This is a genomic window from Desulfobulbus sp. (assembly GCF_030824455.1).
GTDB lineage: Bacteria > Desulfobacterota > Desulfobulbia > Desulfobulbales > Desulfobulbaceae > Desulfobulbus.
In genome coordinates this window covers 25,540-43,207 of record NZ_JAVBXR010000023.1, presented here as the reverse complement: position 1 = coordinate 43,207, position 17,668 = coordinate 25,540, and the positions used below count along the sequence as shown (strand labels likewise).

General features: G+C 57.4%; 15 protein-coding genes and 1 pseudogene. 10 read left to right on the top strand and 6 right to left on the bottom strand.

Going from position 1 to position 17,668, the window contains the following annotated elements:
• Positions 1–635: 635 nt before the first annotated feature.
• A complete protein-coding gene (gene ftsH, locus RCH93_RS04100) occupies positions 636–2,429 on the top strand; it encodes an ATP-dependent zinc metalloprotease FtsH (RefSeq protein ID WP_306547047.1) in 1,794 nt (597 codons plus the stop codon).
• A gap of 45 nt (positions 2,430–2,474) precedes the next feature.
• Here ftsH and RCH93_RS04095 read toward each other — a convergent pair whose 3' ends face one another.
• Positions 2,475–2,843, bottom strand: a complete 369-nt coding sequence (locus tag RCH93_RS04095; protein WP_306547046.1) for a thermonuclease family protein — start codon at positions 2,841–2,843, stop codon at positions 2,475–2,477.
• 322 nt (positions 2,844–3,165) lie between these two features.
• On the opposite strand from RCH93_RS04095, the gene RCH93_RS04090 reads away from it, so the two are divergent.
• On the top strand, positions 3,166–3,663 hold the full coding sequence (locus RCH93_RS04090; RefSeq protein WP_306547045.1) for a cyclic nucleotide-binding domain-containing protein: 498 nt from the start codon (positions 3,166–3,168) through the stop codon (positions 3,661–3,663).
• 28 nt (positions 3,664–3,691) lie between these two features.
• Positions 3,692–4,735: pseudogene (locus RCH93_RS04085) on the top strand (sigma-54 interaction domain-containing protein); the annotation flags it as partial.
• Between the two features lie 18 nt (positions 4,736–4,753).
• On the opposite strand, the gene RCH93_RS04080 reads toward RCH93_RS04085, so the two are convergent.
• The 5 genes from RCH93_RS04080 to RCH93_RS04060 form a co-directional block, all read right to left on the bottom strand.
• Positions 4,754–6,604, bottom strand: a complete 1,851-nt coding sequence (locus RCH93_RS04080) for a hypothetical protein (RefSeq protein WP_306547043.1) — start codon at positions 6,602–6,604, stop codon at positions 4,754–4,756.
• Between the two features lie 114 nt (positions 6,605–6,718).
• Positions 6,719–7,177: a chemotaxis protein CheX gene (locus RCH93_RS04075; protein ID WP_306547042.1), complete on the bottom strand. Its 459-nt coding sequence runs from the start codon at positions 7,175–7,177 to the stop codon at positions 6,719–6,721.
• Between the two features lie 47 nt (positions 7,178–7,224).
• On the bottom strand, positions 7,225–7,692 hold the full coding sequence (locus RCH93_RS04070; RefSeq protein WP_306547041.1) for a chemotaxis protein CheX: 468 nt from the start codon (positions 7,690–7,692) through the stop codon (positions 7,225–7,227).
• An 85-nt stretch (positions 7,693–7,777) separates the two neighbouring features.
• Positions 7,778–8,149, bottom strand: a complete 372-nt coding sequence (locus RCH93_RS04065; RefSeq protein ID WP_306547040.1) for a response regulator — start codon at positions 8,147–8,149, stop codon at positions 7,778–7,780.
• Positions 8,150–8,327: 178 nt separating this feature from the next.
• Positions 8,328–10,097, bottom strand: coding sequence for an ATP-binding protein (locus RCH93_RS04060; RefSeq protein WP_306547039.1), 1,770 nt, complete (start codon positions 10,095–10,097; stop codon positions 8,328–8,330).
• Positions 10,098–10,361: 264 nt separating this feature from the next.
• Here RCH93_RS04060 and RCH93_RS04055 point away from each other — a divergent pair, with 264 nt between their 5' ends.
• The 7 genes from RCH93_RS04055 (at position 10,362) to RCH93_RS04025 (ending at position 17,643) form a co-directional block, all read left to right on the top strand.
• Positions 10,362–12,788, top strand: a complete 2,427-nt coding sequence (locus RCH93_RS04055) for a lipopolysaccharide assembly protein LapB (protein WP_306547038.1) — start codon at positions 10,362–10,364, stop codon at positions 12,786–12,788.
• Positions 12,789–12,858: 70 nt separating this feature from the next.
• Entirely contained in the window at positions 12,859–13,272 is a 414-nt protein-coding gene (gene flgB / locus RCH93_RS04050; RefSeq protein WP_306547037.1) for a flagellar basal body rod protein FlgB, read from the top strand.
• A 39-nt stretch (positions 13,273–13,311) separates the two neighbouring features.
• Positions 13,312–13,749, top strand: coding sequence for a flagellar basal body rod protein FlgC (flgC, locus tag RCH93_RS04045; RefSeq protein ID WP_306547036.1), 438 nt, complete (start codon positions 13,312–13,314; stop codon positions 13,747–13,749).
• 4 nt (positions 13,750–13,753) lie between these two features.
• The gene (gene fliE / locus RCH93_RS04040; protein WP_306547035.1) at positions 13,754–14,047 is read left to right on the top strand and encodes a flagellar hook-basal body complex protein FliE; all 294 of its coding nucleotides are present in this window, start codon (positions 13,754–13,756) and stop codon (positions 14,045–14,047) included.
• 64 nt (positions 14,048–14,111) lie between these two features.
• Positions 14,112–15,779 carry a flagellar basal-body MS-ring/collar protein FliF gene (gene fliF, locus RCH93_RS04035; protein WP_306547034.1) on the top strand — a complete coding sequence of 556 codons (1,668 nt, stop codon included), beginning with the start codon at positions 14,112–14,114 and terminating at the stop codon, positions 15,777–15,779.
• A gap of 63 nt (positions 15,780–15,842) precedes the next feature.
• Positions 15,843–16,856 (top strand): flagellar motor switch protein FliG, encoded by a 1,014-nt coding sequence (fliG, locus tag RCH93_RS04030; RefSeq protein ID WP_306547033.1) that lies wholly within the window; start codon positions 15,843–15,845, stop codon positions 16,854–16,856.
• Positions 16,843–17,643 (top strand): FliH/SctL family protein, encoded by an 801-nt coding sequence (locus RCH93_RS04025; RefSeq protein ID WP_306547032.1) that lies wholly within the window; start codon positions 16,843–16,845, stop codon positions 17,641–17,643. The genes fliG and RCH93_RS04025 overlap by 14 nt, the downstream gene beginning before the upstream one ends.
• The last annotated feature ends 25 nt before the right edge of the window (positions 17,644–17,668 follow it).

Genomic DNA, 17,668 nt, shown 5'->3' with positions numbered 1-17,668 from the left:
ATAAGCAATTGCCAGGAAATCTATAAATGATACGATCAAATTACGCCCAATAAATTACTTTAGACTGATATTGAAATAACAATTTCCGTTTAACAAAAATAACATATTACTTATATATCTATTATTTCATATTTTTATCAACCAACGCTTCGAGATGCGCCAGATTCGAGGCCCCAAAACAACCATAACAAAGACGCGCAAAATGCTCCCACAACGACCTAAAAAGACGCAAAATGATCACTCCAACCTTGCGACATTTGTTCCGCCCAGGACCGACGCGCAAAACCAAGAATACAATACTCATAAATACAGCAGGTTAAAAAGCACATTGCTAATGCCGTCGCCCCCCTGACAATGGAATGGATACTGCACTAGAATTGTAGCTACTCGCCTTCATTCAGAGAACGAGCGAGCTTCCCCCCTTCCCCTCCAAGGTGGCGGCCTTGGAGGGGATTTTCTTACCTCTCCCCCCTTCGACTTTACCTTTATCCTGATGTATGGTAGCTCTTTCCCTGGGATACCGGGTGTCCGCAAGGTTTGCCATTCCCTTGCCTTAGCCGATTCCGTCCGGGCGCCGGGTGTTTCAGCGCGTCCGTTGCCCTGAGTTTTCCATTTTTCATATCCAGGAGAAGGTCGTGCAGAAATTCTACAAGAACTTGTCCATCTGGCTCATCGTTGCCCTGGCGGCCTTATTTCTCTTCCACTACTGCAAACAATCCCCGGACCGGCGTCACGCCCTTCCCTATACCGAATTCCTCAAAAAGGCGGACAGCGGATTTCTCTCCACAGTCACCATGATCAACAACACTATTCTGTGGGAAACCGCCGACGGTTCGCTCTTCAAAACCGTTGTTCCCCAGACCAACGACGCTTTGGAACACCTGCTGCGCAAAAACGTTACGGTTCGGGCGGAAGAACCACCCCAGACGCCGTGGTTCCTACAAACCCTGCTTTCCTGGCTGCCCATCCTTCTCTTTGCCTTGCTCTGGTTTTTCTACTTTCAAAAGGGCAGCGGCCAGGGAGGAGGAGGGGGGCGGGCAATGGCGTTTGGCAAGAGCAAGGCGCGCCTGATCAACCCCGAAGAGTCGAAAATCAAGCTGGATGACGTGGCTGGGATTGACGAAGCCAAGGAAGAAGTGGAAGAGTTGGTGGATTTTCTCAAAAATCCGGGCAAATTCATTGAAGCCGGCGCCAAGATTCCCACCGGCGTGCTCCTCTACGGCGAACCCGGAACCGGCAAGACGCTGCTGGCCAAGGCCATTGCCGGCGAGGCCGGGGTGCCGTTTTTCTCCATCAGCGGCTCCAACTTTGTCGAGATGTATGTGGGCATCGGCGCATCCCGTGTCCGTGATCTGTTCAACGAGGGCAAGAAGAAGGCCCCCTGCATCATCTTCATTGACGAGATCGACGCGGTCGGCCGTCACCGCAGCTCCGGGGCCGGTTCCGGCGGCAACGACGAGCGGGAGCAAACCTTGAACCAGCTTCTGGTGGAGATGGACGGTTTTGAGGTCAACAACCACGTAATCGTGATTGCCGCCACCAACCGCCAGGACATTCTCGATCCGGCCCTGTTGCGCCCAGGCCGGTTTGATCGGCAGGTGATGGTGCCGTTGCCCGACGTTGGCGGAAGGGAAAAAATCCTCAAGGTGCATGCCCGCAAGACCAAAATCGGGCCAGACGTCAATTGGCAGGTGATTGCCAAGGGCACGCCCGGATTTTCCGGGGCCCAACTGGCCAGCCTGGTGAACGAGGCCGCGCTGTTGACGACCCGAAGAAACAGCCAAACCATCAGCATGGAGATTCTGGAAGCGGCAAAGGACAAAGTAATGATGGGCGCGGAACGGCGCAGTCTGATCCTCACTGAGCGGGAGAAGCGCACCACCGCCTGCCACGAGGCCGGGCACGCGCTGGTGGCCTGGATGCTGCCCGGCGCCGACCCAGTGCACAAGGTGACGATTATTCCCCGGGGGCGGGCTTTGGGCCTGACCATGCAGTTGCCCCAGGAAGAACGCAACAGCCACGACCGGACCTTCCTGTGCAACAATCTCTGCACCCTGCTGGGCGGGCGGATTGCCGAAGAAATCGTCTTCAACCAGATGACCACCGGCGCGGGCAACGACATTGAACGCGCCTCTGACATTGCCCGACGGATGGTGTGCGAGTGGGGAATGAGCGAAGCAATTGGGCCGCTGACGTTCAGGGCGTCAAACCCCTTAAGCGGCCAGCCCGCGCAAATCATCAGCGAGCAGACGGCAATGCTGATCGACGCCGAGGTGAAACGTCTGGTGCAGGCAGCCTATGATCAGGCGCGCGCCATTCTGGAGCAGCATCGCGCTCAACTCGACGCCATCACCGCCGCCCTGCTGGAACGCGAAACCATTTCCGGCGCCGACATCCAGGTAATCATCGACAGCACTTCTGCTCAATAAACGGAATTCGCGCACCGACCACGCCAGCGAGCAACGCGAAAATCATCACTGTCGTTGCCGTTTCCAGACCCAGGGCGGCGCCGACCTGTTGTCCCGCCACAGGCCAAGCTGCCGACTTCTGGCCTGTTCTTGCAATATTTCCAAATCGCGGCAAAGCGGCTGCGCTTTACAGTACTGCGGATACACCCAGGCCAGCCCTGCGCGCACCAACTCGGCATTGACCCAAACCCCGCGCGCCTGCACCAAGGCGACAGTCCTGCCGTATCGGTCGGTATCCATCGGCGCGACGGTCACCTTCTTGCCGTTGACCAGCGCACTGGTCAGCTTCTTTGCCTCCGGTCCGCCGGCTTGATCGTACTCTGGCGCGTCAATGCCGTAGAGGCGAATAGTGTCCACCCGGCCGCCGTGTTGCACGCGAAAAGAGTCTCCGTCCAAAACGCGTGCACCCGTCCCCTCCCAGGCATACGCCGCAACCACGCTCACCAGCAGTATCGCGCCCAAGACTGGCGACGCCAGGCGCAATGTTTTTCGTGCAACCACTTTTGCCTCCATGGTGCGCGCGCCGACTCCATGCGGCCCGCACAACGCATTCTTCTTGTCAATAAAATGACACTTTCTAGGAAAGTCCCTTGTCTTCCCCGATTCACCTGTGGTAGGCTTACGATAACTGTAAACGAGGACGCAATAAAAAAACAATCTCTCCGGCTGCCCACCACTGCGCCGCATTGTATTCGGCATGAAAAGAACCGCTGCCCCTGAACAGGAACTCACCGAAACTGAAGAAAAAACCAGGGATCTCATTTTGACGCTGCCCCTGTTTGACGCCTTCAAATCCGATGAGCTTGACATCCTTGCCCGTCACATGAATTTCGCCGAAGTCATGCGTGGGGAACATCTCTTTACCGAGGGCGAGAAAGGCGATTTCATGTGTTTTGTGGTGCGCGGCCTGCTCGACGTCCTCAAAAAAACCTCGGTCGGCGACTACCGGGTTATTACCCGTCTGGGCAAGGGCAACACCATCGGCGAGATGTCGATCATCGACAAATCGCCCCGTTCGGCCACAGTGGTTGCCCGGCAGCCATCGGTTGTCATAATCTTGACCAAAAAGGGTTTTGATATTTTCACCGAACACCATCCGGCCCTGGCCGTGACGCTGCTTAAAAAAATCATGCGGCTCCTCAGCCTCAACATGCGCCTCACCACCAGCAAACTGGCGGACAAACTTCCCGACTAACGCCATGACCCCAGACGCATTTTACGGAATAATCGGCCGAAGTCAGTCCATGCAACGGCTGTTCAAGCTGATTGGCAAACTCGCCGAAGACGACCTCAGCACCGTGCTGATTCAGGGCGAATCAGGAACCGGCAAGGAGTTGGTGGCTAAGGCCATCCACGCCCACAGCCCGCGGGCGACGCATCATTTTGTGCCGGTCAACTGCGCGGCCATCCCCGACGATCTGCTGGAGAGCGAACTGTTTGGCCACACCAAGGGCGCCTTCACCGGAGCAGTTAGCTCGAAAATAGGTCGGATTGAATACGCCAACGGCGGCTCTCTCTTTCTCGACGAGATCGGCGACATGAAACCGGTGCTGCAGGCAAAACTGTTGCGAGTCCTGCAGGAACGGGAGTTTGAACCCGTGGGCGGGCTCAAGCCGATCCCGGTGGACGTCCGCGTCATTGCCGCCACGCACTGCAATCTGGAGCAGATGGTGGCCGAAGGCCGATTCCGCGAGGACCTCTACTACCGGCTCAGCGTTGTTCCGGTCGCCATCCCCCCTTTGCGTGAACGCTCCGAAGACATTCCATTGCTGATTGAGTATTTCATCAACACCATCGGGAAAACCAAAAAAAATCCCCTGTTGGGATTCAATCCGGCCGCCATGCTGACCCTCTCGCACTTTCCCTGGCGGGGCAACGTCAGGGAATTGGAGAATCTGGTGCAGCACATGACGATTCTCCACGGCGGGACTCATGTCGACTACCACGATCTGCCGGAAAAATACCGCAACGGTCCTCTGCCCCCTGAACCGGCAAGTGCGCCTGCCCAAGAAACAGGCAACGTTTCTCCCCCGGAACAGTTGCTGCTCGCCTCCTCTGCCGCCGCAATTGCCGGAGAAATGTGGCCCGACAGCGGCATTGACTTCAATGCGCTGGTCAACGATTTTGAAACCCAATTAATCGTTCAAGCGTTGAAACTGACCCAGGGCAACAAAAAGGAAGCGGCTCGCCTGTTGAATCTGAAGCGGACCACGTTGCTGGAAAAAATCAAGAAAAAGGAACTGATCGGAGCAGTGTCCGAGGAATAGGAAGGGGAGTAACCCGAGTTACGCCGCTTTTTTGACCAGATTGCCTTCGATTTTTTCCCGGACGTCGTCGGGCGACGACGGGGTGACAAGAATGTCGCAGGCGCCGTATTTCACCGCTTTAAGCACCAGCGTCCTGGTCCAGGCCGGACCGGCGGCCACCAAAGGCGCGGACAGACCGGCGCTGCTGATTTTGATGGCCACGCCAAATCCCTGCTCGCTCACTTCCTGCATAACCAAAAAGATCATTTGAATCCGAGGCGTCAGCACGCTGTTGACCGAATCCTTAAAGTGGAGAATGCGGCAGACATACCCCTGCTCCTCCAGAACATTGACAATACGTCCCGCCTCGCCATCGTCGTCGGTAAAGACGAGGACATCTGCACTTTCGCTGGGCTTCTCCCGTAATTGGGTGGGACCTGCCGCTCCGCCGCTTTTCGCGGCTGTCGCTTTTGGCGGCGCAGCCCCCTTGCTTTCGTCGTCTGCAGCCAATTCCTCGCCCGCCGTCAGCAGTTCTTCCAACCCAAGCGTCTTGGCCGGGATCAGCAACTGCAGCCGCCCCAGATCGCGCGCATTGTATTGCATCTGCCCCAAGGCAAGATAATAGGCCTGATTGGCAAACACATCGTCGGAGTCCGGGTCAATTTTGACCGGCGCCACCGGCTCCATCGATGTTTTCACAAAACCAAGCTTAAGACGGGAATGTTCTTCAAACGTGGCCGTAAAGGCCCCGGAAATGATGTTGGCGACCTCGCCGTAGGCGTCGCGGGCGTCGTCGCCGAAGTCTTCGTTGCGAACCGTTTCCTCCAGTTCGCTTTCCGGCAGCATAATCAGACAGCCGCCAAGATACACTGCAGATTTAACGTCAACGAACAGGTAGGCCTCCTCGCCCTGCCCGCTGCCGCGCAACTCCATGCGCGCCATGATCTGCTTGCCGCCTGCCTGCTCGAGAAAGCCCTCCTTGGTCACCGCGATATTCTCAGTCGGCGTCACCTGCAAAACTCCTCCGAGCAGGGCGCTGACTTCTTCGCACATTTTGGCCAAGCTGTTTTTCACCAGGCCGTCGATCATTTTTTTCTGTTTGCCGACGTCATGCTTCGGCGGGGTCGGTTGAGCGGTCGCCGATTCCGCGGTCTCCTCCTCTCCTCCGGGACGCTCAAGAACACCGACCTCTTCTGCGGAACCAGCGGCGTCTGTTTCCCTGGCAAGCACGCCAACGGCCTCCGCTTGCTTGCCGGCGGCCGCCTCTGTCGCGACCGCAGATTCCTTCGGCGCAGCCGCTGCTTTTTCCTTTGGCGCATCATCGGCAAGACCAAAGGGCAGCGCAGGCAACACCAGATACAAATTGCCGAGCTCACGCCCATCCAACTGCATCGGGGCGGCCATGAGATAATAGGGAACGTCGGCGACCGGCTGTGCAGATTCGACGTCCACTTTGACCGGAACGACGACCTCCTGTTCCGTCCTGATCAGGCGCACGGTTTTGGGGTACTGCTCTTCAAAGGTCACCGTTACCGCGCCGCAGACGATGTTGGCCACCTCGCCGTAGGAATCCTTCAATTCATCGGAATACTCTTGCGCCTTGACTACGCTCTCCAATTCCGATTCAGGCAGCATAATCAGGGCGCCGCCGATGAATATGGCGTCCTTAAGGCCAACCACCAGACAGCCTTCCCCCTGAATGTCGCCGTCCAAATGAACGTGCGCAAGCACCTGTTTGCCACTCAAATCAGCAAACAACGCTTCCTTGCTCGCCAGACGAAATTGCGCCTCGCCCAATTTGAACGGTTTGCCGATCAGAGCGGCAACCTCGTCCTGGATTCGATCCCGACTGGCGAGCAATATTTTGTCGAAGCGTTCTCTGGCTTTCATCACTTCACGTCAAGAGAGAGGCACGGCGTCCAATGTTTTGGAAAATCGGCTTGATAGGCACAAACAGGTCTGCATTTGTTTCGGCGGCTGGCGCATGAAAATTTACCTGATATCTCAGGCAAGGATAAAACGCAGTTCAAGGCCAAAGCGACCAATTGGGCTGGAAAACGGGATCATGATCCTGGTGGCACCGGAGAGACCACTGGTTCGAATGGACGTGCCGATAACAGTGGTGGGAATGGCCAGTTCGATTTTCTTTCCGGTTGGCGCCAGCGCCACCTTCAGCCCGCCCGCAACCATGTTGGCAATCTCGCCGATGGCGTCCTTGGCGTCCTCTCCAAGTTCCGTTACGTCCATGCCGAGCATGGCTGAGGTGATGCCCAAGGCCACGGCCGAGGGACAATGAACGGCAAGGATGCCCTTGAGATCGCCGGCGAGCCCAATCAAACTGGACAAATTCGGCTCAAGGACCGAAATGGGCTCATCCGACGGCGCTGCCGGCGTAATATCGATAAAAATCATGGAGGCAAAGACCTCCAAAGTGGCGTCGACGAGATGTTTTTCTAATTCCAAGAAAAAGTCTCCGGGCTAAGGTTGCGGCCAAAATACGGCCAAAGCCGTTAATGTTCCAGTTCAACCTCGACGTAAAACACGCCGGATGGGGCCTGAAAAGGTATAATGACCTGGTCGACTTCCGCCTGCGAGGAAAAAGAATACTCATCGCCGGAAATGGTCGACGGCAACGAGAGTTGAATGTCCCGGCCGCGATCAGAAAGAATGGTCTTCAAATTGCCGCCCAGCATGTTGGCGATCTCGCCAATGGCGTCCTGGACGTCCTCGTTGACTTCAGAAACTTCCAGACCAAGAAAATTGCTGGTCACGTCCAAGGCCACCTGCCTGGGAAAGTGGACCGCCAAAACGCCCTTGCGGGTGCCGGCGAGGCCGACCATGCCGGTGATCGATTTTTTGAGAGACCCCAGTTCCGTCAGCGGTTCTCCCAAAACAGAGATTTCCATCATGACCATGCCGGTGAATATCTCTATGGTTGACTCGATAAGCTTGTCGTTAATTTCGGCAAAACTATTCACACTCTTTCCCCTCCGCGGTTATCCGGATGATCACGGCGGATCATCCGGAAAAGAGTCTTGTGGTGCGGTAAAATTCCTTTTCCCCTCACATCAACGGCCCCAGCACCTCGTTGACTTTGTCCGGAGTAAAGGGCTTCTTTAATGCGCCGACTGCGCCCAGACTTTTGGCCTCGCCGATAATGTCGTCGCCGGTTTCGGTGGAAATCATGAACACCGGGATATCTTTGATCCCAGGACGATTGGCCTTTTCCCGCAGGAACTCAATGCCGTTCATGTTGGGCATGTTGATGTCGCTGAGCACGATGTCGACGGATTCCTTTTCCAGCACGGCCAAAGCCTCTTGGCCGTCGCCGGCCTCGTAAATTTCACCAAAATCAAGTCCGGCCTGTCGCAATGATCGGCTGATAATTTTGCGCATGGTGCTGGAATCATCAACAAGCAGTACATTTTTTGCCATTCGTTCCTCCTCGGTTTTCCGTTAGGGCGTTATTTCTACAAACTGACGACTCCCGCCTCGGCAATCGCTCAAGGCAATCGCGCAAGGCGGGGGAGATTTTCAACATGGGGTATTCTATCAACAGGAAAACCTGGAAAGCAAGTTTTCTTCCGAGAAAAGAAATCTTTCTCCAAGGATTTCAAGATGCCTGAGGCACTCGCAGAGTAACCCGGGCCCCTTTGCCCGGACTCGACCACATCTCAAGGCGTCCCTGCATGCGCTGCAACTGGGCCTGCACGGCGCCCAGGCCGGTGCAGGCGAATCGGTCGCCGCGGCCTGTTCCCGTTACGAGGTCCTGATTAGCCCAAAACGCTTGAAGAAGCTCGAAAAGCGAACACTGCTCGACCTTTTCCGCAGCGATCAGGCCACAGGCAACATTCAACGCGGCAAGTTTTGCCCGATCAAACCCTCGTCCGTCATCCTCGACGCACACCCAAATTTCCTTTCCCTGCCGCAGGGCCGTCAACGTCAGCCGACCACTCGCATGCTTGCCGAGGCGTACCCTGTCTTCCGCCGATTCAAGGCCGTGAACGACACTATTGCGCAAGAGAGGGGCTAGCAGGTCGGCAAAGGCCGACATGTCGACTTCTTCGAGGAGCACATCCTCTCCGTGCACGCTGAGATTAACCTTCTTTTGATGGCGGCGGGCCAGATCCTGGACGAGTCTTTGAAAATGGCGCACGTACCAAGAAAACGCCTCCCGGTTGCACGCCAGGGCGAGCGCATGCGCCTCAGCGGCCAACGGTTGCAGCGCTTCAGGCAACGACACAGCCGTTATCTGTTTGATCACGGCAATCATTCTTGCAAATTTGCGGCCATCCATGCCGACTTCTTGTGGCGCTGCCTGGGCAAACGATAAAGACGCCGGCGCATTGAGCCTTGCAGCGGCAAAGGCGGCTTCCGCCTCCTGCGCGCGCGCCCGCTTGCCCTGCTGCTCCTGAAGGATGTCGAGCACCTGTTCTTCAGTCACCTCGCCCATGGCCACCAACACTTCGCCTAGACGGAGGGGTTGTTTGCCCTGGAGGGATTGCTGGGTGGTCAGGGCCTCGTCCACAGTTCGAGCGTCCACCAGGCCGGCTTCGATCAGCAACTCGCCGATGGGTTGCCGGATCAACCCCTGCACTGCGGCCAAATGGTGTTTAAAATCGGCGACGACAAGATTTTTGCCAAGCGCTAAACCGGACAGGGCCTCGCGCATGGCGTCAATGCCGCGCAAAAAAACACGTTCTGGATATTCGGTTTGAAAAAACTCGCCCTGGATATACCGATTCAAGGTGGATTCCAGGGCCATGCACAAGCGTGCAAACGCATCCAAATGACAGCTTGCGAAATTTTGCCTTAAGCTGTGCAGCAACCGGCATAAGTTTCCAACCCGCCGATGGTCAACTGCGATGAAATCCCAAAGCACAAACTCCTGCTCAACGGTTGCCAGCAAACGTTCGAAATGTTCGCATTCCTGCAGGCAAAGCTCGTTATCCTCAAGCATTGCCCCGATCTCGGCCAGTTCGTTGCCGTGATCCTCACCCGCGTGCGCGGACTCAAAAATCGCCGCGCTCAGAGCGGCGGCGGAGGCTGCCAGTCGCTGATCGGTTTTTTCCCGCAGGATCAGCACAAGGCCCTGGTCTAGAAAGGTGCAGGATTCAGCCAAAAGCCCAAGACGTTGGGGCGTCAGCGGCAAAACGCCGGCCCTGACCCGATCCAGGAGATACCCCATGGCCTCGGCCGGGGCCGTCAAGTGGGCAAGACCAAGAAACGCGCCGGCCCTTTTGATCGATTGGAACAAGTGAAAACCACTGCTGATCGCCTGCGGCAAAAGGTCTGCTTGGTCCGGCTGCAGCACCAGGGCCTGGACCAAAGGCAGAACCCCGCTCACCCTCTTCCGGCTCTCATCAACAAAACTCTCGAGCATGCCTTGCTCTTCCCCTAACGCCACAGAAGTTCTCCTATATTTAAAATCGACCGCCGATGCGCCCCGTCTTGTTGCCAAAAATATGACACGCCAGCAGACGACCCAAGAGGGCCGAAGGCCTTGCCAACACCCGGCACCCCTCGATCAGCTCCCCTTATTCCTACTGGCGCAGCAGGGTAAAATGGAATGTTTATTGCTTAAAAGGAGTGAACGCGCCGAGCTTCAGACCTGGAGTTCGCCCGCTTCCCACTGCCCATACACGCCATGACCATTCGATTTCTCATCATCTCTCTGCTGCTGCTCGCTGTCAACCTGTTTTCCGGGACCAGCGCCGAGGCCGCGTCTGTCCTCAAAACGGTCAACCGCAGCGATGAATCGACCCATTTGCAGTTTTTTCTCCACTTCGACCAATTGCCCGGATTCAACCTGAGCACAAACGGCCGCAGGATGGACCTGGAGCTTGCCGACACCACGCCGGACCCGGCCCTGTCGGCCCCTGCGGCCGACGACCGGATGATCAAAATGGTCAGCAAGACGCAAAACTCAAAAACCGTTCTCTCCTTCTATTTTCGCTATGCCCCGCAAAAAGTGACCACCGAAGGCAACAAAGACACGGCCATGCTCCTGATCGACGTGCTCCTGGGCAATCAGTTGTCCACCTCCTATCCAGAACTCTCGTCCAAGCTCCAGGGCGTCAGCGTGGTCAAACGAACAGGCGCCGATTCAATCAACCCGGTCAACGCCACGGCCTACGCCAAAAACTGGCCTTCCTTTTTCACCCAATACGAATCTCCAGTGGCAATCAAACCGCCGCCCCTGCTGCACCTGCCCCCTTTTCCTCTGGCCTCGGTCTTGTCGCCGCCGACAGCCAATGACGCCTGGCTGACTGCAGAGGTCGACGCTTTGGCCAAGGTCGGCAAGTGGAACCAGGCCTGTCAGTTGCTGCGGGAGCAGGTGATGAGCCAACCGGATGAACACCTGAAAGAACGCCTGGTCCTGACCTACGCCGAAGCCCTGCTCAGGGCCGGCGAATACCGGGATCCGTATTTTCTGCTGCAGCGCATCATGCTGCAATACCCGGATTCGCTGATGGCCGATCTGGCCCAATTTCTCTTGATCTATCAGCAGGCCTTTCGCGGCGATCACATCAACGCCTACTATGAACTGAACAATTTGCTCAATAAAATCGGAACGGAAACTCCTTTGGCCGGCTCCTTCAATCTTCTCCGGGCGGAACTGGCGCTGATGGCCGGCCGCACCCTTGACGCGGAGAAACTGCTGGCCGAACCGGCCCTCACTCAAAACGCCTCGCTTGCCCCTGTCCGATTGCTGCGCCAAGCCGATTTACTCTATGTAAAAAACGACAAAGTCAAAGCATTGACAGCCTATCTTGCACTGGCCGCCCAATCCGGGGTGATCGACGCCGATCCCATGTCGCTTGCATTTTTCAGCGACTGCCTCTACGCGGCCAAGCGTTTCCCCGAGGCGGCCAAACGCTACACTCAGCTCGCCGACCTGCTCAACAACCAGCCAGACCAGGATCTGGCCCTTTTCCGTCAGGCCATGTGCCAATTGCACATCCCAGCCACCGCGAAAAAGGCGCGGATTGACTTGCAACAGATTCAGGACGCCTTTCCTCGAACCAGCGGCGGGTTGCGGGCGCTGCTCAAGCAGACCGACCTTGACTATGCCGCCAAACATCTGGCCGCGGAGGAAGCGCGCGCGGTGTACGAAAAATACGCCGAACAGGCCGATTCTGTGGCCTTGCGGGAAGAAAACGCCTTCAAACAGGCCCTGGTGGATTCCCTGTCCGGAGAGCATGAGGCCAGCGTCCAGGGATGTTTGGAACTCTTGCGCGGTTTTCAATCCGGGAACCTGCGGACCGAGGCCACAGCCCTACTGATCCAGCAATTGCCTGGGGTGATACGGCAGTTGGTCAAGGACAAGGAATACATCAAGGCCCTAGTGCTGGCCAAACAGAACAAAAAAATCTTCGCCCGCGGCTGGGTCGACAGCGCCCTGCTCTACGACCTGGCCCGCGCCTACGACAACCTCGCCATGGCCGATCAGGCGGCCCAAACCTACCAGTATCTGTTTGAGGTGGCCGACGACGGCGACAAGGAAAAGATCTACCTGCCGCTGCTGCGCTCTCTCTTTGCCGCCGGTCGCTACGTTCAGGTCGAGGAATATGCCGACCGCTATCAACTGCGCTACCCCAAGGGCTCTGATCTTGCCGCGGTGTTTCTGCTCAAGGCGCGGGCTCTTTATGAAAGCGGCCAGCTCGACAAAGCGATCAAAATTCTGACAGCCGTCAACAGCCCCAAACTGCCCCAACTGGAAATGCTCAAGGGACGCATCTTTTTTGAATCCAAAGAGTGGCAAAAGGTGATCGTCACCCTTGGCGCCGCGGAATTACGGGAGAGAGTGGTGCAAAACGGCCTGCTGCTGCCCCTTGCCGAGGCGTACTTCCAGGCCGACAAAGAGCAGCAGGCGGCTCCGCTGTTTCAACAGCTTGCTGGCGAAAAAACTGGCGACGAACAGGCCCGGTACCGCCTGGCGCAGATTGAACTCAAACGGGACAACCCCAAGCAAGCGCTTAACCTGTTCAAGGAATTGGCCGAAAAAGGCAAAGACCCACTGTGGACCAAACTCGCCCGCGAAGAAGCGGCGATTCTGGAAATGCGGCAATAATACCAGCTGCAAGCAAGCGCGCCGCGCCGCGTTCGTCACCATTCAAACACACAACCAGCGGAGGCAGAATATGCCGGGAATCCAACAGTTCGACACCACCATGAACCTTCTGCAGAAAGTTCTGGACCTTCGCTCCAAGAATCAGGAAGTGATTGGTTCCAACATCGCCAACGCCGAAACGCCGGGATATTCGGCGCAGTCGTTCACCTTTGAAGATCAGCTGCACAGCGCCCTGTCGGACAACGGCATGCGGCCGGTGGCCACCCAGCCCAATCATATTCCCCTGAAGCCGTCAACCCTTGAGCAGGTGTCGGGAACTGTGAGCGTCAAAAAGGACAACACCGGCCTTGGCGACGAAAACAGCGTCAGCGTCGACGAGGAGATGATCAAACTCTCGCAAAACGAAATCTTGTACGAAGCGGCGGTCACCATGCTCAACAAAAAAATTTCGATGCTCAAATATGCCGCAAATGGTGGCGCGTAATTTGCTTAGCTAAAGCACACAGCAAACCCGGAGGTTGTTATGGATATTTTCACCACTTTTGACATCGCCGCCACAGGCCTCAAAGCCCAGAAGACGCGGCTCAACACCATCAGTTCCAACCTGGCCAACTCGGAAACCACCTCTACCCCGGAGGGCGGCCCGTACAAGAAAAAATCAGTGGTTTTTCAAACGGAGAATCTGCCCTTCAAACAGCACCTCAACGCCTCGCTGCAGACCCAGGGGCAGGCCCAGGGAGTGAAGGTCGCCAAAATCATTGACGACGACAGTGCGCCGCAACGGATCTACGACCCCACCCACCCGGACGCCAAAGAAGACGGCTACGTGGAGATGCCCAACGTCAGCGTTATCAAGGAAATGGTGGACATGATGTCGGCCACCCGTTCCTACGAGGCCAACACCACCACCATCAAATCGGCCAAGCGCATGGCCATGAAAGCCTTGGACATCGGGAGATAAGTAAATGGAAGCGATTCAAGCCGTTGTTCCGGCGCTCGCGCCTGCCCAACCCACCGCCTCGCCGGTCGCCCAGGTCGAAACCTCGTTTGGCGACCTCCTTAAGACCATGGTGGCCCAAACCAACGAGCAGCAGCAGGCCGCCGACCAGGCCCTGCAGCAGGTTCACTCCGGCGGCGAGAAAAATCTGCACGACGCCATGATCTCCATGGAAAAGGCGGACATCTCGCTTAGGTATATGATCCAGGTCCGCAACAAGGCCATTGACGCCTATCAGGAAGTGATGCGGATGCAGGTGTAACGCCCTCGCTGGGGTGAAGCAAGGACCAAACAGAGAGACGTGATTCCAGGAGCAGGGATGCATTATGGCTGAACAAACGGACGCTGCCCCTCAGCAGCCGAAAAGCGGGTGGAGGACGCTGGTCGACACGGTCGTCGGCTGGCCAATTTCGCGCAAAATCGCCCTGGCTGCGGTCACCGTCATCACCCTGGGACTGTTTGCCTTTATCATCGTCCAGGCGCGAACCGCCGACTATCAATTGCTCTACGGCAATCTGGCCGATTCCGACGCCTCGGCGGTGGTGGAATGGCTCAAAGGCCAGAATGTTCCCTATCAACTGACCAACAACGGCCACAACATCCTCATTCAGGCCAAAGACGTCTATGAAACCCGCCTCAGCCTGGCCGCCATGGGTTTGCCCCAGGGCGGCGGGGTGGGCTTTGAAATTTTTGACAAGCAATCCTTCGCCCTCACCGATTTTGTGCAGAAGGTCAACTATTCCCGCGCCCTTCAGGGGGAACTGGCCCGCACCATCGCCTCGCTCGGACCGGTGGAAACAGCACGGGTGCATTTGGCGCTGCCGGAAAAGCGTCTGTTCAAGGATCAGCAGAAAGCGGCCACCGCCTCGGTCATCATTAAGCTGGCCCCGGGAAAACGACTGAACGAAGCCCAGATTGAAGGCATTGTGCACCTGGTTTCCAGCTCGATTGAGGGTTTAGACCCTGGTCAAGTAACGGTGATCGATCAAAACGGCAACGTCCTCTCCCGCCTGGGCGAAAAGGGACTGTCCGGCAACCTGTCCCCGGACATGCTCGAATACCAAACCTCGGTCGAGCAACGCCTGGAAGACCGTGCCCAGGCCCTGCTCGACAAATCCCTGGGGGCCAAAAACGCCATGGTCCGGGTCAGCGCCACGCTGGATTTCGCTCAGACCGAAAAAACCGAAGAGACCTTTGATCCCGAAGAGCCGGTCATCCGCAGCGAGCAGACCAGCGAGGAAAAATCAGGCTCCGAGATCACCGGCGGCGTACCCGGCGTTCAATCCAATCTGGAGGGCAACAGCAACCAGAGCGCCGGCGCATCGCCCCCTTCCAGTCGAGCGCAACGCACCACCAATTACGAGATCAGCAAGGTGGTGTCCAAGACCACCAACCCGGTCGGCACAGTGAGCAAGCTCTCGGTCTCGGTCCTGGTGGCCGACAAGGTTGTGCCGGGCAAGGACAAGGAACCCGCCAAGACCGAAGCCCGCTCCGAAGCCGAACTCAAGGCGCTGGAAACCATGGTCTCCTCGGCCCTGGGACTTGACAACCAGCGGGGCGACAAGATCGAGGTCACCTCCATGCCCTTTCTTGAATCGGCAGAGGGCGGCGACGGCGAGGGCATGGCCGCCAACCGAATGTATCAGTACATGCCTTTTCTCCGCTACGGCCTGCTGATTCTCGGTTGCCTGCTGCTCTATCTGTTCATGATCCGGCCGCTGATGAAGACCCTGAACCGGGACGTTACCCAGCACTATAAAACAGTGGAAGAAATGCAAGCCGAACAGGCGCAGCAGGCTGCGGGCGGAAAACCAGGATACGGCCCCTCGGGCGCCGGTCCCAAAGGAGCCGGAGCGCTGATCGGCGGCGCCGCCTACAAGGAGGCAACGGAATCATCGACGGCGGATCCCCTTGAAAAGGTGCGCAAAGGCGTAGAAAACGATCCGGTGTTCAGCGCCCACGTTTTGCGGGGTTGGATTCATGAGCCGACCTGATTTCTGCAGCATGACCGGACAAGGCGCAGTCACTCCCCACCACTTCACGGAACAACGGCATCCATGGCAGCGGCTGAAAAACTGACAGGACTGAAAAAAGCGGCGATTCTCCTGATTTGCCTGGGCGAGGAGACCGCGACCAAGTTGCTGCGCGAGCTGACGGACGAGGAAATCTTCAAGGTCACCCGGTGCATGTCGGAAATCGAGCATATTCCCGATGATCTCAAGGCACGGATTATCGAGGATTTTGAACTAGCCGCCGAAAGTCAGGCTGGACTGGTGGTCAAGGGCCAGGAATTCGCCAAAAAATTGATCGCCGGCACTGGCAGCAGGGAACGGGAAACAAGCCTCATGCGTCAGCTGGTCACCGGCACCGAGGCCCGGCCCCTGGAAACCATCGCCAAGATGCAGCCGTCGATGGTGGCCGGACTGCTTGAGCGCGAACATCCGCAAACCCTGGCCCTGGTGCTGTCCACCCAGGCCACGGAACATGCGGGCGCCATCATCGCCAAATTGCCCGAGGAAAAACGGGCCGACGTCATCCATCGCATCGCCACTCTGGACACGGTTTCTCCGGCGGTCATCGACCGGATCGAGGAGGCCTTGAGCAAAGAGATCGGCATCGTGGTCGGCGGCCAGGAGCAACGGGAAGTGGGCGGCCTGAAAAAGGTGGTGGAAATTCTTGGCAGCATGGCCGACAATCTGGATTCGGAAATTCTGGAAAGCCTGGAAGAGGTCGATCCGGAGATGGTGGAGAACATCCGCAAGATGATGTTCACCTTCGAGGATCTCTGCGCCCTTGACGGCCGCGCCATTCAGATGATCCTGCGCGAGGTCAACAACGATTCCCTGACCATGGCCCTGAAGACCGCCTCCGACGATATCAAAACTAAAATTTTCAGCAACATGTCGTCCCGCGCCGCAGACATGATCAAGGACGATCTTGAAGCCATGGGGCCGGTGCGTCTCTCCGAGGTTGAAACCATGCAGCAGACCATCGTCAAGATTGCGATGAAACTTGAGGAAGAGGGCAAGTTGGTGCTCGGCAGAGGAACCGGCGGCGATGAGTTCGTCTAAGGTCTTCAGGGTGGACAACCATTTTACGCCCACGCCGCTGGTGCAGCGCACGCTCGCCATGCCGGCGAAAACGGCTCCAATGGAAGCTGCGCCATCTGCTGTTGCCCAAGCGCTGGACCAGGTTGCACCCGAGCCGACGCTCCAGGCAAAGACGCCGGTGGTTGAGCCCATTGCGGCGCCGCCGCCGGAACCTCCCCCTGCCCCGGAACCGGCGATCGACCTTGAGGCTGTCCGACAGGAGGCCTACAATCGGGGCGCTGCCGACCAGGCCGCCCAGTTTCAGGCAACGCTGGAATTGACGGTCAGCGCTTTTGGGGAAGCGTGTCGGAAAATTGACAACCAACGGCGACAGATGCTGGACCACAGCCAGGGCGACCTGATCAATCTGGTTATCGCCCTCACGGAAAAGATCCTTGGCCAGGAACTGGTCACGCCGCGCAACATCATCGCCAACACGCTGCAGGCGGCGTTGGAGCAGGCCATTGGCAGCGAGGAGCACTATGTGACCCTCCACCCCGACGATCTTGCCGTTGCCGAGGCCAAAGCTCCGGAATTGATTGCCGCTATCCGCGGGTTGGAGCGGATCATCTTCAAGACTGATCCCCTCATGACCCGGGGCGGGTGTACGCTGGAATCGGCGGCCTGCACCGTGAACGCCTCGATTGAAGGCCAGTTGGAAGGCGTCAGAGACTTGCTGGAAGAGCATCCGAGCCTGCTTCCAACCGTCGACATCGAACTGCCGCCGCCTGCAGAACCACCCGCAGGCGACTCTGCAGCCGGCGCCTAACCCCGGCAGGCCTGAACCACGGCCG